Genomic DNA, 19,152 nt, shown 5'->3' with positions numbered 1-19,152 from the left:
AACTAAATCTAAAAAATTAGCGAATGTGGTAGGTTTTCTTACCGTAGTGCTTTTTGCCAAACATATCGGTGGCTTCCACTTCAATAGTGTGCGCACCTATTTCCTGCTTGGCATTTATACCTGCACGCCATAGGTGAGTACTTTTAACAGGATTGGAAGGACGTCTGCCATCAAGAAGCTCTTCTGTCATGTCCCACTTATACACATCCATCATATATGTGGGGTCATATTCTTCGAGGTAATGCATATTCTTCCAAGGCCCATCGTCTATTCTGTAGCGAACTTGATCTTCTGAAGTTCCCATAAAAAAGTTTACAAAGATACCTGCAGAAGTGCGTTTGTCCTTTTCGAGTACTTTCGGAGCGAAAATGGCCATTTGATAGTCTTCGTTTTGATCTACCACCTTATACCTTACTTCGTACTGGTTTCCAGTAAAATCCAAGAAGGCATATCCTTTTGGTGTCCCGTCACGCATGGTGGACTTCGGAATACCTTTCTCATTGAGCTCACCAGAGTACCAATCTCCGGAGGTGGTGCCGACGTTGTAGTGGTGATGTGGGTTCTTTTGGTTCCATCCATCTTTCTCAAAAAAGAAGTCCTGACGCTGCAAGTGAGTATGGGCAGAAAGAGAAAGGGTATGTGGATAATCTTTTAGCAGGTCAAACAGCTGCTGGCGTTCTTCATCGTTAAACGGATCCCCGCTTGGTTCGCTCAAGGGAATGTGAAATGCCAGTACAATAAGGTGATCTTTTGGTACGTATTTGAGGTCATTTTTGACAAACTCCAATTGGTCTTGGCGGAAGCCACCCCAGTAGCCTTTCCCATCCCGAGGATCAGGATACATCACATCGTCCAATACGATAAAGTGAACTTTTCCATGGTTAAAGGCATAATTGGCCGGACCAAAATGTGCTTCAAAACTTTCATCTGCCAGATGGTCTTCCTCAGCGTCGAAGTTAAGGTCATGATTTCCCAATACATTGTACCAAGGCACCCCTACTTTGGCAGTAGCAGCAATGTAAGGGTCAAAAAGGTCAAGATCATTGCCTACCAAATCACCCAATGAAAGACCAAAGTCAATATCTTGAATCCCTTCCACTTCTGAAACAACACCATTGTCAAAGTGATTGACTTCTTCGATGGTATAAGGCTGGGGATCGCCAAAAATCAGTGCGGTAAAGTTAGTCTTATCTGCTACTGGGAGAAGGCCAAAATCTACCTTTTTGGGGAGTTTTCCAGTAGGTGCCACGCCTTCAAAGTCCATATCAGGTGAACCTGCAGGCTTGTGAATATAGTAGTATTGAGGAAGATTTTGCTCATTAACGCGAGCTTGGTAGCCAGCGGGCTTGATGACGAAAATGATCTGATCATCACTTACAGGCAATTCATAACGGCCCTTTTTGTCTGTAAGGACCACATCTACGCCATTCGAAACAGCCACTTGAGGGATGCCGTCTTCCTTACGGTCTTTTTTGCCGTTGTTGTTCAAGTCTTCATAGACCGTACCTTTGGCCGCTTCTTGGGCAATAGCCACCATAGAAGCGGCCATAATTAGACCGGTGAAAAATAATTTCTTCATGGTATGATATTCGTTTTAAGTAAGATAAATATGTTCAGGATTGTCTAACACCTCATGCGGTTTTACCTGTAGGTCAACCGCTGCTGATTGAATAATACCACAATTTTTTAAATAAATACTACTTTTCAATCACTCGGGCTACCGCAGGGGATTAGTATTCATAAGGTAAGTGTCAAAAAGAGGATGCTACTACCGAATAATTCGATTAAAGAATTGTTATCATTCAATAAATTTGATGATAAAACCGTAACAGTGAGCTAAACCAGATAGCTTCCGCAATTTTTCCTTGGTCTGTAACAATCAACTTTGATCACGTGGTTTCGGTTTTGGCTTCTGTGATCCACTCGATGTATTCCTTTTGGGTGGTGTAGCCAAGATGCTCAAACCTGTCCAGTGAACCGGGATTTTTTCCAGAGTATCTTTCTAAAAACCTCAGTTCGATTTTTAAACCGTCACTGCGAGGCTTAGAGGTAGGCCTGAGCGGGAGGAAGCCGTGGCAGCTCGCCGCGGCGAGTTGCCACACCCTTTTCCAACCCACATCCTCCTTAAAAGGGTTGCCAATGACGCTTTTAATGCTAAAAATAAGTAGAGCTCAGGTTAAAAGGCAATCAGAGATAGTGGGATTTTCGTGGTCAAGGCTTAGTTTTGTAACTTGAGCGCTTATCCAAATAGTACATGCAAAATACCTCGCCAAATACCGACCAAGTAATGCCGCATTACACCATGCCCATGCGGGGAATTATCCTTATTTCGGGGATGATGACCGTGGCTTGGGGAGCTTTTTTCAGATGGATGGGAGGCTCGCTCCTCTCTTGGCTGGCGATGACACCAGCCCAACCTGTGGCCGTTGATGCCAGCCTTTATGGAAGTTTCGTGTTGATTATTGGTTTTTTATTGTTTTTGAGTGCCTTTTATCCGATTTCATGGATTTACCTTACGATGGTAGGGCTCGCGGGAAAGCTTATTTCTGCCGTTTGGTTTGTACTGTTTTATGTGGATATCCTTGGCTGGAACAAGCGCACCATATTCCATCTTGGCTTTAACGAGCTGTTTTGGCTTATTCCCCTCTCCTATGTTCTATGGAAAGCGCTCCAGGTCAAAGCCTACCTGCAATCCCACGAAGCGTAAAAAGGATCAGCTGAAACGGTGGATAACCTTGGCTGGTAAGGAACGCTGCCCTAGCGGGTACCATGCCGCTGATAAGTTAAAGCCTACTTCCTTCCGCTTTTCGTTTACGATTTCCAACCTTTCGTGTTATATTAGCTTCTTAACATCAAATCAACCTTCATTTTTTGATAGGGTTTTGACGTTTTCATGGACAGCCACTTGATTTACCGTAAAACTATAATTGTTTGAACATCTTTCTATCACTTATAACACACACAAATGGACGTATCTAAAGTAGATTTATTTCTGATGATGAATGGTAAGTATTTTGAAAGCCATCACCTGCCATTTATCCGCGAACATTTACTCCAACTGGATGAATCTGCTTGGCAGAGCATCCAGATCTTACAGTTCTATGATCCCAATAGCACACAAGTTGTCTCCATTGTCGGTGGCCAAATGGGCATTGACCGGTTTATGGTGGGCGACGTAGGATTGGGTGTATTAAAACTGCTTACTTGTGGAGGAATGGGGATTTGGGCCATTATAGATTGGTTTATGATCCAGGGAATCGTTCGTGAAAAGAACGGGATGAAACTTAAGGAGACATTGGCTTCTATGTCACCATCCCCAACAATCGCTGACAACAATGAGCAGGAATAAGCTATATACCTTATTTGCGGTATTGTTTGCTGCAGGTTACGGTTGGTTAAGCTACGAACTGTTGGCTGTTGCAGGGCATGGCAATGGGCCTACGGTATGCCTGGTGAAGAACTTCACCGGCTTACCGTGTCCTTCCTGCGGCATCACCCGTGCCATTATATCCATCATCCAAGGTGATTTTAATGGTGCTTTTTTCAGTAATCCTCTGGGGTTTGTGGTGGCATTGGGATTACTGATTGGACCAGCTTGGTTGCTCTTCGATGTATTCACTGGAAAAAGTGCCTTGTGGAAAAGTTATCAACGCTTTGAGATTTGGCTAAGAAACCCCGTTAGGGCGATTCCATTGGCCGTGTTGGTGCTGATCAATTGGGTTTGGAATATTTACAAAGGGTTATGATGCACGTCCGGGACTTTGATTACAAACCCAGCGATCATGAGGCGGAGAAAGCTTCCAATAGCTACCTGATGTCTCTCATTGCCGTGATAGCGGGATTACCACTCCCGATCATCAATTTATTGGCCACGCTGATCTTTTATTTGGGCAACCGTAAGGGAACCTATTTTGTGCGCTGGCATTGTACACAAGCACTCATTTCCCAGTTTTCGCTTTTTGTGATCAATACGATTGGGTTTTGGTGGACACTTTCGTTGATTTTTAAAGATACTGAATTGAGCAATTCCTATATCGGGTATGTGATTATGATCGTGCTGGCAAACTTGACGGAGTTTATCGCCACCATCTATAGTGCCATACAGATTCGAAAGGGGATTCATATAGAATGGTGGTTTTATGGGACGCTTACCAGTCAAATATGCAAGAAGTCATGAAAAAGAATGTGTTTTTCCAAGGAATTGCGGTAATCGGATCATTTTTGATCGGTTGGATTTTGCTGGCGCAAGTAGATTGGCTTGGCCGCTTCAAATGGGAAGCATCCAGTGGTAAACTTGAAGAAAGGCTGGGTGAAGAGCTGTGGAAAATCTATTCACAAGAAACCGATGAAGTAACCAATGATACCTTGCGCACAGCCATGGACAGCATCATCAGGGAGATTTGTAACGCCAATGCCATCGATGTGGATAACATTAAGTTGCGTATTTTAAAAAAAGATGAGGTCAATGCCTTTGCCATGCCCGATGGCTACTTGGTGCTATATACAGGACTGATCAGAAATGTGGATAAACAGGAAGAGCTCACCGGTGTGATCTGTCATGAGATGGCTCACATACAACAAAACCACGTGATGAAGAAGCTGGCCAAAGAAGTGGGGATTTCTGTTTTGGTTTCGCTGACCACAGGAAGTTCGGGAACAGGAGTGGCTGAGGTAGCAAAGTTACTATCTTCCTCGGCATTTGACCGTGATCAGGAGCGTGAAGCGGATATGAAGGCTGCCGAATACATGAAAAATGCCCAAGTCAGCCCTGAACATTTGGCCAACTTTCTCTATAAAATGTCGCTGGACGATCACGAAGCCATGAAGTATTTCGCGTGGATCAGTACCCACCCTGATGGCAAGGAACGCTCTACTGCCATTGTGGATAACTTCAATATGGAAGATACGCAAAATGAGCCTATTCTGAGTGAGGATACTTGGAACGAGGTCGTAAAGATCGTGAACCAGCTCAAAGCCAAATAATAGTGAGATTGCCATCACAACGCAGCAAGTGACTTAAAGTAACAGTTTAAGCATATGGCTATTTAAAATTCATGTTGACGCTTTGGGGTTAAACTAAATGATGATCAGATTGTTATAGGTGTTTTTATCATGAAAGGTTTTATATTTTCCGATGTGGATAAACTCAAATTTTCCTCCTCGCAAAAATTTCGTACTTGGTCCATTATGATGACACAAAATACCGAAAACAAAAAAAAGGCTGATGTTTCTATTTTATAACATCAACCTTTTTTATTGGTAAGTAGTGTTCAATCAGGTTACCAAGATCAAAATCAACAGGATAATGATAATTGCCCCGACAGAGAGGTAGATGCCTCCCCCCATTTTTTTTGCTTCTTTTTTCATGCCTCTCAGTTCATCGCGAACTTCTTTGATTTCATCTTTGCTCATTTCAGAGAAATCCATAGCCTTGATCTCATCCACGCGACTATTGATTTCGGCAAGTCTCGCTTCTTCCTCGGGTGACAGTTCGGTTTTTACTTTTTCCTTTTTTACGGGAGCTGCCGTTGTCGCTGGCGAAAATGCAACAAAGCAAAACATAACCGCTAAAAAGTAGGCGATTTTTTTCATATTCATTTTTGATTTAGTGATAAACAATTTGGTCTAATTGATCTTGAATTTACGAAAATAAAACGCACTGCAAAATCTACAATCCGCTAACGGCATTTTCCAAAACAAATTTTAAACCAAAATAACAAAGTAGACCGAAAAAGTTTTCCACACCACCTCTGACTATCCTTATCTCACGGATAAGGCTTGGTTTACGTTAACGTGATAGTGCGGTTGGTATTATTCCCTTTACAGAATCGTGATTTCGGTTAATTGCAAATCCCTGATTATAACTAACGTTTTTATTGGTTTACAAATTTACACCATTGATTGCGATTAAAACTGGTATAATTTACCTTTAACAAGGTGTCGATTGGCACTGTCTTTGTTTTTTGATACGTGAAAACTAAACCAACTATTTATTATGAAACGATCAATAGGATTCTTTATGGCAGCGATGGTTCTATTTGCTTCCTGTAGTAATGAGGAGGAGCCGATGCCACAGCAGTCCGAAAAGCCTACATTGCCCCCGGAAGCGAGCATGGCTCCAGACATGAGCATGTTTGAGGAAGAAGGAGACGAAGGAGCACGGGTTATGGCCATTTCGAATTGGGCATATGCCGCCATCAATGTGGGTGTTTATTCATCCATTCTATATTCCCATTTGGCCGTACCGGTGACTGCCTTCAAAGCTACCATAGGCACAGAGGCTGTATTTGACGAGGATGCTGGTCTTTGGGTTTGGGAAAAGGCATTTGATGTGGAAGGAAAGGGGACTTATGATATCCGCCTCACTGCAAACGTTCAAGATCAAAATGTCAACTGGATGGGGTATATTTCTGGTGAGGGAATGGTGGATAACTTCGTTTGGTTTACCGGAACTTCCGATATGACAGGTGAAGCCGGTTATTGGGAGCTTTATGAATCTCCTGAGTCTGCCTCAGTATGGCTCTCCAATTCTTGGGAATACGATAAAGAGACAGGCAATGGCGCCACTACCTTCACGGTAGAAAAAGAAGGAGATAACCTCGGTAGCTCTATTACCTACCGTATCGATGATACGATGGAAATGGACAGAAATATTGTCATTACCAACACTGACCTGGACAGTGAAATCTATGTGGATTGGAGTAGGTCAGATAAGTTTGGTCAAGTAAAAAGCGAAAGTCACTTTGAAAGTGATACCTATTTTTGCTGGGATGCCAGCTTACAAAATACAAGTTGCGAATAATCACCTCAAACTGACGTGATCAACAAAAATGGCGAGGGAAGCGATTTCCATCGCCATTTTTTTTTCATCTAAATGCCCAGCCCCTTAGCAAAACAACTTGAAATTAAATCAGATAGCTCCCTTTGTATTTCCCAGCCAATGCAGCATTTTGAAATGCGATCGCAATGCTTGCAGAAAAGTGGTCTTGGAATAATAGGGCAATTCATATTCAGCAGCTGTCTTACGGACGATCGGTGCGATCTTGCGATAGTGCACATGGCAAATGTCAGGAAACAAGTGATGCTCGATCTGGTAGTTCAGACCACCAATCAACCAGGAGAATACCCTGTTTCTTTCTGAATAGTTGCAAGTGGTCATCAGCTGGTGGATCATACGTTCTCCCTCTACTTGACCATTGCTGTCCATTTTAGGAAATGTTACCTCTGGCATGATGTGCGCTGTCTGGAATACCAATGAAATGCTTAAGCCCGTCACAAAGTGCAAGGCCAAAAAGGCCAAGAGAATCGTTCCCACGCCAAAAGGGGAAAACAGTATCGGTAAAACCAGGATAAAGACATAATAAAGTATCTTCCACGCGATGATTTTCAGGACCGTATTACGGTAGATGTTTTTTCCCTTGAGCAATCCCATTTTGTAATAGCGATTAAGCCGGATAAAATCCTTAGAGGTCACCCAAGAAAGGGTAGAAAGGCCATAAAAGAACCACGTGTACAAATGTTGGTAAGAATGCATGCCATTCTTTTTTGCATTAGGTGAAAAGCGTAAGAAAAAGGGCACATTGATATCATCGTCACCTTCATGGATATTGGTGAATGAATGGTGAAGGACATTGTGCTGAATTTTCCACACGGTAGCATTTGCACCGACCAGGTTTAGTGTATAGCCCAGCAACTTGTTGATGTGCTTGTTTTTAGAGTATGTGCCGTGGATGGCATCGTGCATGACCCCCATGCCAATCCCCGCCATGCCCAATCCACTCAGGATAAAACAGAGAAAAAGCTGCCAAGTTTGTCCCACCACTCCTAAAATGACCAGCAGTACCGGGACAAAATAAAGGCAAAGCATAAATAATGTTTTGAGAATCATTTCCAGATTGCCGTACCTGGACTTTTGGGTTTGCTTAAAATAAGCATTTACTCGGCTTCTTAGTGTAATCGAGAAATCAGACAGTGCTGATTCCGTAAATCGGATAGTCTTGATATTGGATGTAATTAAATGATGAATTGATTGATTTCGATGTACGCAAGATGAAAATCTTCGGACTCGGTTCTTTGCCCACTTCTAACCACAAACGAAGCAAATTGGTAGAAAAAAGAATTAAAACTTAACGAGAGAGTGAATTCTTGGATGACTACTGTAGGCTTTAAATATGGACCAATTAGGCAGGGTAAAGGTGTGTAAAATACTTATTACTTTTTGTTCAAAACTTATTACTTGAGGCTTGAAAAGCGAAAGCAGTTTACCTGGACAGAAGCCAATTCAAGGTGATGTAAGATATGCCTCATTATTAATTTTATAATTTCCTGTGTGTGTAGCACCATCTTACCTTATACCAAATGTAGGTAAACTAAACGGATATATTGGCAAACGCAGATGTTAAATCTTCCTAAACTTCCTTAATAATTGGAATACAGTTCTTCTTAAAATTCGTGATAAATCTATTTTAACTCACTAATTATCAATGAGAAAGGGTTTTTCAATAAAATAGACATGTTTACGGTTATAATAAAAATCATTAACTTTTAGCCAAATACGGATCCTAACAGCTCCGATAGAATGAATAAAGCTCAACTACAAAGGGATTGGATGCCCAAAGAGCTCGTGCTGAAACTTCATCGAAACCTTGTCCCGTCCAATTGGGAAGAAAAAATCCGCTTGCTGGACAATTTTTTTGCCCATCAGGAAGACATGATGGATGCTGATGTCCTTTACATTCGTAAAAATGAACAATACGCTTTTTTTTATTGGGAAGCGGAGCGATATGAACTTTCCATTATCCATTACGAAAAAGCACTTACTCTGCTCAAACCAACTGATTGCCCTTTTCTATAACACTTTATTACCTTACAGCTCATTACCTGTTACCGCCATCTAGGGAAATATGATGCGGCGCTTGTTTGGTTTGAGACGGCGTTGGTGAATTTTACGGAAGGAAACCACTCGTTCCAGTTATTGAATTTGCTGAAAAGCTATGTGGATATCTTAGAAGAATCGGGTGGCTCTTTTGATGAAAGCTACTTGCCCTTGATCCAATGGGTAGTTGATGATGCGGGTTTTCCACAACCTGATAAAAATCCCAAAAAGGCCATTAAGTCCCTATCAAACATGCACTTGGAGTGGAATAAAAAATTGTCAATGCTGGATGTTAACTCACATGAAGGCAAAATCGACCAAAAAAAACCTTCAAAGAATATGCAGCTACCTGCCCTATTGCTTGGTATCGCGACTATGCCAAGCAACGACTATAACAGAACATGACTTATTCACATATTTGGCTCGAAAGGGAGCTGTTTTCTCTCCACATTCCTCATGGGTGTCTCAACTCCCAAGCTCATTTTTCTATTAAAGTCAACCTTCAAATGTTTTACTTGAATCGGCCACCTGGTGGTTGATCACGGCGAGTTCCTCTGGGGTAAGGTACCGCCATTTGCCAACGGGTATATCCAGCTGTACATTCATGATCCGGATGCGCTTTAGCTTGGTGACTTCATATCCCAAGTGGGTACACATTCGTCTGATTTGTCTGTTGAGGCCTTGGGTAAGGATGATCTTAAACTTCCGCTTACCGATCTGATCTACTTTGCATTTTCTGGTAACAGTGTCCAGAATAGGAACACCGTTGGTCATTTTGTATATAAATGTGGAGGTGATGGGTTTATCCACGGTGACGACGTACTCTTTCTCGTGGTGGTTTTTGGCCCGCAGGATCTTGTTCACAATATCACCATCATTGGTAAGAAATATTAGTCCCTCGCTGGGCTTGTCCAGCCTCCCAATCGGAAAAATCCGTTTGGGATGGTTAATATAATCGATGATATTGTCTTTTTCCCTTTTGGTATCGGTAGTACAGACGATACCGACAGGCTTGTGAAAGGCAATGTAGATAAAATCCTCCTTTGGAGGTGATACAAGCTTGCCATCGACACAGACATCATCTCCGGTGCTTACCTTGGTGCCCAGTTCGGGAACTTTGCCATTGATGGTGATGCGGCCTTCTTCCAGCAGCTTATCCGCCGCCCTTCTGGAGCAAAACCCAATTTCACTTAAGTATTTATTAATCCTTACCGTGTCTTTTTCCATATATGCCTAGACCGTTTGGACACAAAGTTAGGGCTTTATTTGCAAAACCGCCTGCGGATATCGTTTGGATAAGTGGGTCAGGGAAACAACCACCTGTGGATAACTCACCTAATCATTCTCCATTAGCCTAAAAATCAGGTCACGGGCCAAAGTACCGATGGTTTTTACATTGTACCATACGGCGTTGACGTCCATCAAAATTCCATTGGCAATATGGCCCACAGCATAGATGCCTTCCCCTCCTTTTGGAGAGATGACTTGCATGGTGCGTTCATTGATGATGGCTCCTCCCGCCTCGTATGGTTGGATAAATTGCCGCTTTAGCAGCTGATGAATAAGGGGGCTTTCCATCTGGTCAAGGGCAGATGAGCTACCGGTGGCATTGACCAAATAATCTACAGCGATCAGTTTATCCTGACTGGTCTTGATACCAAAAGCCTCTTTTTCGTAGGAAACGGCATCCTTATCTTCCATGGCACAAACCTTCAATTGACCCTTTTCAAAAAGCCGCATGAGCTTTTTAGCGTTATGCAAGGGCATCGGGTGGCGGTTGATGGCCCAATCACTCCCAACCCATTTTTTGAACAGCAGCTTTTGGTCCATATCCATCCAACTCCATATGGTGGAAGCATCATATCGTAGGGCATCGGCAATATTGAGCAAAGCATCACCGCCCGCTTCGGCACAGGAAATGTCCCACTGTAGCAATTCATCTGCAGAGGATTTCCGTAAAGTAAGTTGCTGCCAATCCACCGGGTGTCCCTCATAATGTTCGACTTCTTCCATCAAAAGCCGTATCAGTGACTTTACACGGGGTTTTTCCAAGGTTTTGCGCTTGATCTTGTGGATATTTTCCAGCGTGAGATAGCTTCGTTCGTATGCCTTATTATCTAAAGGCTGAACGCGAGGAAGCTTCCCGTCGGGAGAAAAAAGCGTGATTTTTCCCTGATGGTCATGATCCACTAGCGTCATCACCGTGTCAATGCCACTCAGGCTAGAGCCTAAAATGCCGACATGCGCTCCGGTTGGGATTTTAGCCTTGATCCTGGAAGCTGGCCAAGGGAAATCCAAATACCGTTTGTGTTTTCTAAAGGAGGTAAAGTTATTGGGTTTGGGTGTCCCCAAGGCCAAAATGATAAAATCACTTGAGATGGTCTCACCGCTTTCGAGCTTCACTTGGTATTTGCCCTTATCAATATCAATATCCGTTGCATGGTCTTTTAGCACGTGGATACTGAAGTTGAGGGCTTTGGCACGTTTGAAGTAAGTTGCGGCCTGTTCGGCAATGTAATCGCCATAAAAAATTCGCGTAGTATAAGCGTTATCCAAGTTGCCTGTGCCCTTGACATTGTTGCTTTGGCGATGGTCTTGCTTTTTTAGCCAATCGGCAAAGTGTCCAGGTTCATGGGCAAAGATTCCCATCAGATCGGCTTGGGTATTTAGAATATGACCAGGTTGCGGCGTTCCAAATGCTAGTCCATATCCCAGTTTATCATCCTTTTCCACAAGTGTGACCTGCACCTCTCGCTCCAAACCTGCCATGGTGATCTGGATAAACAGTTCTATAAAAGCCGAAATACCATTGGCACCGCCGCCAATAATGGTGATGTTTTTCATTTGTAAAGTATAAAAGCCAAGCGACCCTCAAGATAGTTAAAATAATTTCATAAAAGATAAGTTGCCCTCCTTCAGGAAAGACCTTATTTTGTGAATTGCTTACATTTCATCTTTTAAGTCCCGCTATATGAACCGAAAAATACTACTTACGTTGTCCCTCCTCACACTTTGCCTTATGGCAAATGGCCAAACCAAAAGTCCTGCGGTATTTTTAGGCTATCCATTGGGCGATCGGTTTACGCCGCACCATCGTATTGTGGATTATTTCGAACATGTGGCTGCGCATAATGAAAATGTTAAGCTAGAGTACTACGGGGAAACATTCGAAAAACGTCCATTGCTGGTAGTATGGGTCTCCGCGCAGGATAATATCGATCGATTGGAAGAGATCCGTGTGGATAATCTCCGGCGTACAGGACTCGAGGCGGGCAGCCCCACAAATCAAATCCCCATTACATGGTTGAGTTATAATGTCCATGGCAATGAAGCCGTCTCTTCTGAAGCGGCCATGAAAACACTCTGGGCATTGGTAGATCCTGCCAAAAGCCATAACAAGTCATGGCTCCAAAACAACTTGGTCGTCATCGACCCTTGTGTCAACCCCGATGGTCGTGACCGCTATGTCAACTGGTACAATCAAAAAATGAATGCCCAGCTCCAACCGGACATCCAGTCCACGGAGCACCACGAACCTTGGCCCGGAGGAAGGGCAAACCACTACCTGTTTGATCTGAACAGGGACTGGGCTTGGCAGACGCAGCAAGAATCCCAGCAGCGCATGGCACTTTATCAACAATGGATGCCCAATATCCACTTGGATTTTCATGAACAAGGCATCAATAGCCCCTATTATTTTGCTCCTGCGGCAGTACCGCTGCATCGTCAGCTGAGTGACTACCAATTGGAATTTCAGGAAACTTTTGGCCGTCAAAATGCGGCCTATTTTGACGCAAATGATTGGCTCTACTTTACCAAGGAAGTGTTTGATTTGCTCTATCCCAGCTATGGTGATACGTACCCGATGTTTAATGGAGCCATCGGTATGACCATCGAGCAGGGAGGGTCTGGAGCAGCCGGCATAGGTGTCCATACGGTGGAAAAGGATACGCTGACGCTGAAAGATCGTATCAAGCACCACTATACCACGGGACTTACTGCCATCGAAGTCACCTCCAAGAACGCTTCTCGGCTATTGAGTGAATTTGAATCCTACTTCGACCAATTGCCAAAAGGAACATACAAAAGCTATGTCATCAAAGCCACCAATTCAGCCGGCAGGAAGTCCGGGCTACTGGCACTTTTGGACAAGAATAAAATCCAATATAGCCGAAGTGGAAAATCCACCAGTCTTCGCGGCTATTCTTACCAAAGCGGAAAAGAAGAAGCGTTTAATTTGGAAAAAGAAGATATCATCATCAATGCATGGCAGCCCAAGTCGGTACTGACCCAAGTGCTTTTTGAGCCTGAAGCCCAGCTACAGGATAGTTTGACTTACGATATTACCAGCTGGGCACTTCCCTATGCGTACGGCCTGGAGGCCTATGCACTGCAAGGAAAACTGGAAGGAAATACTGCATATTCACAACCGGAAATGGTCAAAAATGATGTGGATAACGAGGCAGTTGCCTACATTGTTCCATGGAGGGATGCTGAGCAAGCCGCTTTTTTGGCAGAGCTGCTACAAAAAGATATACGTGTCCGATTTGCAAGCTATCCTTTTACGATCGATGGCAACACCTATCCTACCGGCAGCCTCATCATTACACGGGGAGGAAATGACTATGTGAAGGATTTCCATCAAAGCGTCATACAAATAGCGAACAAGCATCATATTGTCCTTGGCACGGCGAGCTCAGGTTTTGTGGACAAAGGAAAGGACTTTGGCTCCTCAACGGTAAGGACCATCAAGGCACCAAAAGTAGCCGTGTTTAGTGGAGTGGGCGTTTCTTCCTTGAATTTTGGGGAAGTGTGGCATTTTTTCGAGCAGCAGCTGCATTACCCGATTTCAGTGCTTGATGCGGCTGATATTCACCACTTGACTTTGGAAGAATACGATGTCCTTATCCTGCCCAGCGGCCGGTATGATTGGGAAGAAAAGGAAGGAGAGCGTCTTGCAGCATGGGTCAAATCGGGAGGAAAGCTCATTGGAATAGAAGGGGCTTTGGAGTTTTTTGTGGATAAGGAAGACTTCGGCTTGTCCACATTCCTATCAGAAAAACAAAAGAAAAACTTCGATACGGACCATGAGCAGGAGCTGACTTCTCCCTATCGGGAAAGGGAGCGACAAGGTATTTCCAATTACGCTGCCGGAGCGGTATTTGAGGTGGACATGGATAGCACCTATTCGTTGGGTTTTGGTACCAATGGAAAATACTATACCCTCAAAAATAACTCAAATCGCTATGCCTTCCTCAAAAATGGTGTCAACGCAGGAGTTATCCACAGCTTAGATCAGCACAGAGCAGGCTTTATAGGCTATAAGGTAAAAGCCAAAATGAAAGAAAGTTTGGTGTTCGGTGTGGAAAACAAGGGCAAGGGCCAAGTCATTTACCTTGTGGATAATCCGCTTTTCAGAAGTTTTTGGGAAAACGGAAAACTGATCATGTCCAATGCTGTCTTTTTGGTGGGAAATTGAGATCCAAGCAAATCGTGAAGGAGGCATTTTGAATGGAACGCTGATGACGCTGATTGGGAAATCTGCCGAAACCTACCCCTAAATCCCCTAAAGGGGACTTTCTGATCCTGCTAATGAGGACGAGGTAATTTTAACAAATCGAAAAATTTTTTTCTCTTTACGTTTAAACGTACTTCTTCTGAGTATGTAAAATTTAGTCGGAACAACCGATTGTCATTTACTTGATCTATTATTTTCAAAAAACACTTAGCGCCTTGGTGTCTTAGTGGCTTTTTATTGTCCCACTTTAAGGCAGCAGCTAACTAGATGAACATCATCCTACTGTGCCCTATGTGCCTATGTTGTTACCCATAAACGAGCTCCAAAGAATAACTTCTGTAAGTAGCATTGAGTTAAAAACTCAATTTTACCTGGTTCCGCAGCCCAGCTGTCGGAACAACTGAATACCCCTAAATCCCCTAAAGGGGACTTTCTGATCCTGCTAATGAGGACGAGGTAATTTTAACAAATCGAAAAAATTTTTTCTCTTTACGTTTAAACGTACTTCTTCTGAGTATGTAAAATTTAGTCGGAACAACCGATTGTCATTTACTTGATCTATTATTTTCAAATAACACTTAGCGCCTTGGTGTCTTAGTGGCTTTTTATTGTCCCACTTTAAGGCAGCAGCTAACTAGATGAACATCATCCTACTGTGCCCTATGTGCCTATGTTGTTACACATAAAACGGGCTCCAAAGCATAACTTCTGTAAGTGGTAAGGAGTTAAAAACTCAATTTTACCTGGTCCCGAAGCAAAGCTGTCGGAATAACCATCAACGGATATTGAGAAATAGATCAATAAACATTTGCATCCTCCCATTCGTTTATTCAACTATGGGCAAAAAAGACAAGAAAAAGCAACAAGAGGAGGCCGCAGAATGGGATGTGAGCGAGGGTTTTGGAGGTATTCCGGAGGATGTAGAATTGACTAAGAACATCGGTTGTGCTTCCAATCGTACAAAAAAGGACAAAAAAAAGGAGGACTGAGAAGTCCTCCTTTGCTGTATCAAAACGCCTTTGTTCAGGCTTCAGATTTTCCATTTGGATAGAAATGGTTGACATCCCTTTGTGGGAATGGTATTTCGATGTCATTGGCTTCGAAGGCTTCTTTCATGGCTTCCATATTGTCGAAATACACCGGCCACAGATTAGAGGCGTCAGTCCATACACGGATGACCAGGTCCAACGAGCTATCACCAAAACTATTGAAGAATACCACAGGAGCGGGGTCTTGGTGTACCCTTTCGTCCTTGGCAAATACGCCCAAGATAATTTCCCTGGTTTTCTTCAGATCAGTTCCATAGGCCACACCCACGTTAAAATCCGCTCTTCTGGTAGGCTTATTGGACATGTTGATAATGTCTGAATTGGCCAGTGCGCCGTTAGGGATGACGATGTCTTTGTTGTCGAAAGAGTGCATTTTGGTATATAGGATGTCAATGGATTCTACCACACCCAAGTGGCCTTGTCCTTCGATGACATCACCCACCTTAAAAGGCTTAAAGAGCAGGATCAACACCCCCCCGGCAAAATTGGCCAGGGAACCTTGGAGCGCCAAACCAATCGCCAAGCCGGCAGCACCAATAATGGCCACAAATGAAGTAACCGGTATGCCGATCACATAGGCTATGGTCAGGAATAATAAAATATAGAGTATCGCACTCAGCAGAGAGACTAAAAAGTTGGTCAACGAGGGGTCTGAATTCTTCTTGGCAATGATGGCCTTAACGGATTTAAGAATTCGAGAAATAATAATCTTACCTACAATGTAGATAAGAATAGCATAAAGAAGGCTGGGGATAATTTCCCACAAGAGCTCAATTCCTTGATCAATCATTGATTGCAAGGTTTCTGCATTAAGATTTTCCATAGGTTATAAAATAAATAGTTAAAAACTTAGGTTTTTAATGGCTACAACTAATTTGCCAGAAGGATGATTTCACTATATCAATTCTTAAGATAAACGAAAATAGATAAATTTTAAAGAATAAACTGGGCAATTGTATGTAAATAAATCATTATCATGGATAAAAACATAATTCTATTCATTTAATACGATTTGATTGCCCGTGGTTTTACATCTGCCATATTGGAGGAAAACCATAGTTACCGGAGTTGCTTTATTGGCATTTATTTTTTGGTAAAAAAGTCTATGGGGAGGCTCAAACAAATGTCTTACCACCTAAAGTGGACCAGAGCGCTCAATTTCTTTAAATTAACCCAATCCTCTGTTTGATAATTTCGGCTTTGGAAATATGGATTGATTCTATTTGATGCAGTTTTCGGAATTTTTCTTATCGCTTCCAATCCATAAATTGTCAAAAATGAACGATTTTGGGTGTTCTAGGAGTTTTAGTATTACAGTAGGGAGGATATCAGGGGACATGGAAATGCGGTAATATGATGAATTTAACGTATTTTTACCCAAACGAAATGCCCAATAATACCAAAAATTTATGTCAACAAAATCAGCAAAAATACTCAAAAGCCATCAGCTGCGCGTGACCAGTTGCCGCAGGGATGTATTGGACACATTTCTGAACAAAAACATTGCCTTGTCCCATTCGGATCTGGAAGAAAAGCTAAAGGAGAATTTTGACCGGGTGACGATTTATAGGACACTTAAGACTTTTTTGGACAGTGATCTTATCCACAAGGTGCTGGATGATACGGGTGTTACCAAATATGCGCTTTGCCACCATGATGCCGGAGAGGACCACCATGATCATGAACATGTGCATTTCAAATGTGACGTATGTGGCCAGACCCAATGTATTGCAGAAATAGCACTTCCGGAGATCCATATGCCGCAAGGGTTTGTTGTAAAAGAAAAAAGTTTACTGGTCCAGGGTACCTGTAATAAATGCAGCAATTAAACTTCCAGTGGTGGAGCGGGTTCCTTCGCTTTTGGGCCATCAGAAGGCCAGATGACCCCTGGAGGTAAATCAATCTTGGGCGGACTGTTGGTCTCTATTCCCCCATCACCATCACCGTTGCGATTTTTGTTTGGCTTATGCGGCGGTCTGATCATCGTCATCACCAAATACACAAGCAAGATATATGCTATCCCAAAAACGATCATGTCAACTACCATTATGCTCATGCGCCTAAGATTAAGTGTTTTATGATAATTTACTAGAAAAATTGAAACAAGTCAATAGCCGTGAGCACAAAAAGGTAGTTTTGGAAATACATTTTTTACTGACAAATTGGGGCTGCGGATGCAGAGACTTTATGCTATCCCTGCTCACTTCAGCCCTGATCGTGGCTTTTGGTCACCCAAATGCGCTGTAAAACCGTAAAATTTTTCAAGGCTATTTCCTGATCTATTTGTTAAATACCTCATATCATCAGATATTTGCGGTTCGAAAAACTAGTGTCATGATCGTAAAAACCAAAAAATATAAACTCGAAACAGGAACATATGTAAAACTGGGATTGAAAAATGTCCTCAGGGAACAGTGGTGGGTGGTCTTGATTGCCATTGCCATTGGCTGTGGATATTTCTGGATCGCTTCCTGGTGGTGGATCAGCATGGCTTTTGTGGCTTTGTTACTGTACGTGCTGTTTTGGGTCATCCAATTTGCGGGTGTCAGTCAGATGGAACAGAATAAGGTGATGTTTGAAAAGCTGGCCTATGAGATCGATAGCCGTCAAATCCTGATGAAAATAAACACCAAACAAGGCATGCCCATCAATTGGGGAATGATCAAAAAAGCAGAGATCACCAACGATGCTTTTGTGCTCATCATGTCAAAGGCTCAATTTGTGCATTTACCGTTCAGAATTTTTAATACTGAAAACGAGCGGAAATTCATTGAAACAATCCTTAAGCGTAAAGGACTTGTCAAGGCCTAGGTAAGCCAATTACTGAAACATTGTCCTTAAGTAAGTAACCACAGGTGGAAACAACGGATTCTGCACCTGTGGTTTTTTATTTCTTCTAAAATACTTCCTATGATAGAATTGGTGTTTGGCGCAAACATTGGTTTTAATATCCGTTTCTGAGAGTGCGGGGCAAGTTGCTGAGAGGCTTTTTTCTGGCCATTCCATGCAAGTAACATGATAGCCTTTTTGGAGAAAAAACTGGCTCAGCCCAATTTCACCTTTTAGGATAATTTGCAATCGCTCCTCCTCTCTTTCGGCGGGAAAAGCATCTCCAAACATTGTGAGAAACTTTTGCTGCGTGATAAAGGCATAAGTCTGCACATGTGGCACCAAGCTATTGCTCCGGCAGTGATGGTCTTTAAAATTGATAGTGCTGCCACACAAGGCTACATAGGGGTACCGATGAAATTGGGTTACAAATGCTTTCAGCCAATTATTTTCAAAGGGTCCAAATCCACTTCTATTTTGAAAAAAAATAAAGTCTTCTGCACGGACAAGTTGCTTGATCTTTCGATAAAGGACAGCGTAACTGCTAAAATCACGCCCTTTATTTTCTTTAAAACAAATATCATGAAGCACGATCGTCGGGTGATCGGAAAACATTTTCTTAATTGTATTTACAAATAACCGATCCATAAAGCCTATAGCCTTTACCTTGCTGATCGCAATGTAAAGGTTTACTTTTGGCACGCCGGGATCTGTGTGCCTTAAGCGAACCAAGTTAAGGATGTCTTTGATAAATAGTCGGTTATCATTGGCTGTGGCGTAGCAATGAAAAAATCTGGCTTCTTGATGTGATTGCATAAGTTTTACTTGATGATGATCTGCCTGACTCCCTAAAGAGAAAATTGCAGCCTTCTCTAATCAAG

Annotated in this window: 21 protein-coding genes; 12 read left to right on the top strand and 9 right to left on the bottom strand. The window is 42.7% G+C overall.

Features of this window, described 5'->3' with window-relative positions:
• Nucleotides 1–16 precede the first annotated feature (16 nt).
• Together FDP09_RS04990 and FDP09_RS04985 are read right to left on the bottom strand one after the other, a co-directional pair.
• Nucleotides 17–1,579, bottom strand: coding sequence for a calcineurin-like phosphoesterase C-terminal domain-containing protein (locus FDP09_RS04990; RefSeq protein WP_137401601.1), 1,563 nt, complete (start codon nucleotides 1,577–1,579; stop codon nucleotides 17–19).
• 310 nt (nucleotides 1,580–1,889) lie between these two features.
• Nucleotides 1,890–2,117 (bottom strand): YdeI/OmpD-associated family protein, encoded by a 228-nt coding sequence (locus tag FDP09_RS04985; RefSeq protein ID WP_229683356.1) that lies wholly within the window; start codon nucleotides 2,115–2,117, stop codon nucleotides 1,890–1,892.
• Nucleotides 2,118–2,254: 137 nt separating this feature from the next.
• On the opposite strand from FDP09_RS04985, the gene FDP09_RS04980 reads away from it, so the two are divergent.
• From FDP09_RS04980 to FDP09_RS04960, 5 genes are all read left to right on the top strand, one after another.
• The gene (locus FDP09_RS04980) at nucleotides 2,255–2,707 is read left to right on the top strand and encodes a hypothetical protein (protein WP_137401599.1); all 453 of its coding nucleotides are present in this window, start codon (nucleotides 2,255–2,257) and stop codon (nucleotides 2,705–2,707) included.
• A gap of 258 nt (nucleotides 2,708–2,965) precedes the next feature.
• Nucleotides 2,966–3,349: a TM2 domain-containing protein gene (locus FDP09_RS04975; protein WP_137401598.1), complete on the top strand. Its 384-nt coding sequence runs from the start codon at nucleotides 2,966–2,968 to the stop codon at nucleotides 3,347–3,349.
• Nucleotides 3,336–3,746, top strand: coding sequence for a DUF2752 domain-containing protein (locus FDP09_RS04970; RefSeq protein WP_137401597.1), 411 nt, complete (start codon nucleotides 3,336–3,338; stop codon nucleotides 3,744–3,746). The genes FDP09_RS04975 and FDP09_RS04970 overlap by 14 nt, the downstream gene beginning before the upstream one ends.
• On the top strand, nucleotides 3,743–4,177 hold the full coding sequence (locus tag FDP09_RS04965; protein WP_137401596.1) for a DUF4870 domain-containing protein: 435 nt from the start codon (nucleotides 3,743–3,745) through the stop codon (nucleotides 4,175–4,177). Before FDP09_RS04970 ends, FDP09_RS04965 begins: the two co-directional genes overlap by 4 nt.
• Nucleotides 4,174–4,983 carry a M48 family metallopeptidase gene (locus FDP09_RS04960; RefSeq protein WP_137401595.1) on the top strand — a complete coding sequence of 270 codons (810 nt, stop codon included), beginning with the start codon at nucleotides 4,174–4,176 and terminating at the stop codon, nucleotides 4,981–4,983. The genes FDP09_RS04965 and FDP09_RS04960 overlap by 4 nt, the downstream gene beginning before the upstream one ends.
• Nucleotides 4,984–5,274: 291 nt before the next feature.
• Here FDP09_RS04960 and FDP09_RS04955 read toward each other — a convergent pair whose 3' ends face one another.
• Nucleotides 5,275–5,592 carry a hypothetical protein gene (locus FDP09_RS04955; protein ID WP_137401594.1) on the bottom strand — a complete coding sequence of 106 codons (318 nt, stop codon included), beginning with the start codon at nucleotides 5,590–5,592 and terminating at the stop codon, nucleotides 5,275–5,277.
• A gap of 403 nt (nucleotides 5,593–5,995) precedes the next feature.
• Between FDP09_RS04955 and FDP09_RS04950 the strand changes: the two genes are divergently transcribed.
• Nucleotides 5,996–6,802, top strand: a complete 807-nt coding sequence (locus FDP09_RS04950) for a hypothetical protein (RefSeq protein ID WP_229683355.1) — start codon at nucleotides 5,996–5,998, stop codon at nucleotides 6,800–6,802.
• Nucleotides 6,803–6,910: 108 nt separating this feature from the next.
• Here FDP09_RS04950 and FDP09_RS04945 read toward each other — a convergent pair whose 3' ends face one another.
• Complete coding sequence (locus FDP09_RS04945; protein WP_229683354.1) at nucleotides 6,911–7,867, bottom strand: fatty acid desaturase family protein; 957 nt, start codon at nucleotides 7,865–7,867, stop codon at nucleotides 6,911–6,913.
• 711 nt (nucleotides 7,868–8,578) lie between these two features.
• On the opposite strand from FDP09_RS04945, the gene FDP09_RS04940 reads away from it, so the two are divergent.
• The gene (locus tag FDP09_RS04940) at nucleotides 8,579–8,854 is read left to right on the top strand and encodes a hypothetical protein (RefSeq protein ID WP_137401591.1); all 276 of its coding nucleotides are present in this window, start codon (nucleotides 8,579–8,581) and stop codon (nucleotides 8,852–8,854) included.
• A gap of 120 nt (nucleotides 8,855–8,974) precedes the next feature.
• Nucleotides 8,975–9,280 (top strand): hypothetical protein, encoded by a 306-nt coding sequence (locus tag FDP09_RS04935; protein ID WP_137401590.1) that lies wholly within the window; start codon nucleotides 8,975–8,977, stop codon nucleotides 9,278–9,280.
• A gap of 90 nt (nucleotides 9,281–9,370) precedes the next feature.
• Here the strand turns inward: FDP09_RS04935 and rluF are convergent, their stop codons facing one another.
• On the bottom strand, nucleotides 9,371–10,102 hold the full coding sequence (gene rluF, locus FDP09_RS04930) for a 23S rRNA pseudouridine(2604) synthase RluF (RefSeq protein ID WP_137401589.1): 732 nt from the start codon (nucleotides 10,100–10,102) through the stop codon (nucleotides 9,371–9,373).
• A 108-nt stretch (nucleotides 10,103–10,210) separates the two neighbouring features.
• A complete protein-coding gene (locus tag FDP09_RS04925) occupies nucleotides 10,211–11,719 on the bottom strand; it encodes an FAD/NAD(P)-binding protein (RefSeq protein WP_137401588.1) in 1,509 nt (502 codons plus the stop codon).
• Between the two features lie 127 nt (nucleotides 11,720–11,846).
• Between FDP09_RS04925 and FDP09_RS04920 the strand changes: the two genes are divergently transcribed.
• Nucleotides 11,847–14,354, top strand: a complete 2,508-nt coding sequence (locus tag FDP09_RS04920; RefSeq protein WP_137401587.1) for a M14 family zinc carboxypeptidase — start codon at nucleotides 11,847–11,849, stop codon at nucleotides 14,352–14,354.
• An 875-nt stretch (nucleotides 14,355–15,229) separates the two neighbouring features.
• Complete coding sequence (locus FDP09_RS23690) at nucleotides 15,230–15,382, top strand: hypothetical protein (RefSeq protein WP_187328799.1); 153 nt, start codon at nucleotides 15,230–15,232, stop codon at nucleotides 15,380–15,382.
• A 34-nt stretch (nucleotides 15,383–15,416) separates the two neighbouring features.
• On the opposite strand, the gene FDP09_RS04915 is transcribed toward FDP09_RS23690, so the two are convergent.
• A complete protein-coding gene (locus FDP09_RS04915; protein WP_137401586.1) occupies nucleotides 15,417–16,265 on the bottom strand; it encodes a mechanosensitive ion channel family protein in 849 nt (282 codons plus the stop codon).
• 586 nt (nucleotides 16,266–16,851) lie between these two features.
• On the opposite strand from FDP09_RS04915, the gene FDP09_RS04910 reads away from it, so the two are divergent.
• Nucleotides 16,852–17,271, top strand: coding sequence for a Fur family transcriptional regulator (locus tag FDP09_RS04910; RefSeq protein ID WP_137401585.1), 420 nt, complete (start codon nucleotides 16,852–16,854; stop codon nucleotides 17,269–17,271).
• Here FDP09_RS04910 and FDP09_RS04905 read toward each other — a convergent pair.
• Complete coding sequence (locus tag FDP09_RS04905) at nucleotides 17,268–17,498, bottom strand: hypothetical protein (protein ID WP_187328798.1); 231 nt, start codon at nucleotides 17,496–17,498, stop codon at nucleotides 17,268–17,270. The genes FDP09_RS04910 and FDP09_RS04905 overlap by 4 nt on opposite strands.
• Nucleotides 17,499–17,776: 278 nt before the next feature.
• Here FDP09_RS04905 and FDP09_RS04900 point away from each other — a divergent pair, with 278 nt between their 5' ends.
• Complete coding sequence (locus FDP09_RS04900; RefSeq protein ID WP_137401584.1) at nucleotides 17,777–18,253, top strand: YcxB family protein; 477 nt, start codon at nucleotides 17,777–17,779, stop codon at nucleotides 18,251–18,253.
• A gap of 9 nt (nucleotides 18,254–18,262) precedes the next feature.
• Here FDP09_RS04900 and FDP09_RS04895 read toward each other — a convergent pair whose 3' ends face one another.
• Nucleotides 18,263–19,087, bottom strand: coding sequence for a hypothetical protein (locus tag FDP09_RS04895; protein WP_137401583.1), 825 nt, complete (start codon nucleotides 19,085–19,087; stop codon nucleotides 18,263–18,265).
• Nucleotides 19,088–19,152: the final 65 nt, after the last annotated feature.

The organism is Echinicola rosea (assembly GCF_005281475.1).
Taxonomy (GTDB): Bacteria; Bacteroidota; Bacteroidia; order Cytophagales; family Cyclobacteriaceae; genus Echinicola; species Echinicola rosea.
This window is presented reverse-complemented; position numbering and strand designations above follow the sequence as displayed.

Coding starts and splice junctions, on each gene's coding strand:
- FDP09_RS04965 (WP_137401596.1), top strand. CDS start 3,743: ATGATGCACGTCCGGGACTTTGATTACAAACCCAGCGATCATGAGGCG.
- FDP09_RS04960 (WP_137401595.1), top strand. CDS start 4,174: ATGAAAAAGAATGTGTTTTTCCAAGGAATTGCGGTAATCGGATCATTT.
- FDP09_RS04980 (WP_137401599.1), top strand. CDS start 2,255: ATGCAAAATACCTCGCCAAATACCGACCAAGTAATGCCGCATTACACC.
- FDP09_RS04925 (WP_137401588.1), bottom strand. CDS start 11,719: ATGAAAAACATCACCATTATTGGCGGCGGTGCCAATGGTATTTCGGCT.
- rluF (WP_137401589.1), bottom strand. CDS start 10,102: ATGGAAAAAGACACGGTAAGGATTAATAAATACTTAAGTGAAATTGGG.
- FDP09_RS04915 (WP_137401586.1), bottom strand. CDS start 16,265: ATGGAAAATCTTAATGCAGAAACCTTGCAATCAATGATTGATCAAGGA.
- FDP09_RS04940 (WP_137401591.1), top strand. CDS start 8,579: ATGAATAAAGCTCAACTACAAAGGGATTGGATGCCCAAAGAGCTCGTG.
- FDP09_RS04900 (WP_137401584.1), top strand. CDS start 17,777: ATGATCGTAAAAACCAAAAAATATAAACTCGAAACAGGAACATATGTA.
- FDP09_RS23690 (WP_187328799.1), top strand. CDS start 15,230: ATGGGCAAAAAAGACAAGAAAAAGCAACAAGAGGAGGCCGCAGAATGG.
- FDP09_RS04910 (WP_137401585.1), top strand. CDS start 16,852: ATGTCAACAAAATCAGCAAAAATACTCAAAAGCCATCAGCTGCGCGTG.
- FDP09_RS04945 (WP_229683354.1), bottom strand. CDS start 7,867: ATGCTTTGCCTTTATTTTGTCCCGGTACTGCTGGTCATTTTAGGAGTG.
- FDP09_RS04970 (WP_137401597.1), top strand. CDS start 3,336: ATGAGCAGGAATAAGCTATATACCTTATTTGCGGTATTGTTTGCTGCA.
- FDP09_RS04905 (WP_187328798.1), bottom strand. CDS start 17,498: ATGAGCATAATGGTAGTTGACATGATCGTTTTTGGGATAGCATATATC.
- FDP09_RS04955 (WP_137401594.1), bottom strand. CDS start 5,592: ATGAAAAAAATCGCCTACTTTTTAGCGGTTATGTTTTGCTTTGTTGCA.
- FDP09_RS04990 (WP_137401601.1), bottom strand. CDS start 1,579: ATGAAGAAATTATTTTTCACCGGTCTAATTATGGCCGCTTCTATGGTG.
- FDP09_RS04975 (WP_137401598.1), top strand. CDS start 2,966: ATGGACGTATCTAAAGTAGATTTATTTCTGATGATGAATGGTAAGTAT.
- FDP09_RS04920 (WP_137401587.1), top strand. CDS start 11,847: ATGAACCGAAAAATACTACTTACGTTGTCCCTCCTCACACTTTGCCTT.
- FDP09_RS04950 (WP_229683355.1), top strand. CDS start 5,996: ATGAAACGATCAATAGGATTCTTTATGGCAGCGATGGTTCTATTTGCT.
- FDP09_RS04895 (WP_137401583.1), bottom strand. CDS start 19,087: ATGCAATCACATCAAGAAGCCAGATTTTTTCATTGCTACGCCACAGCC.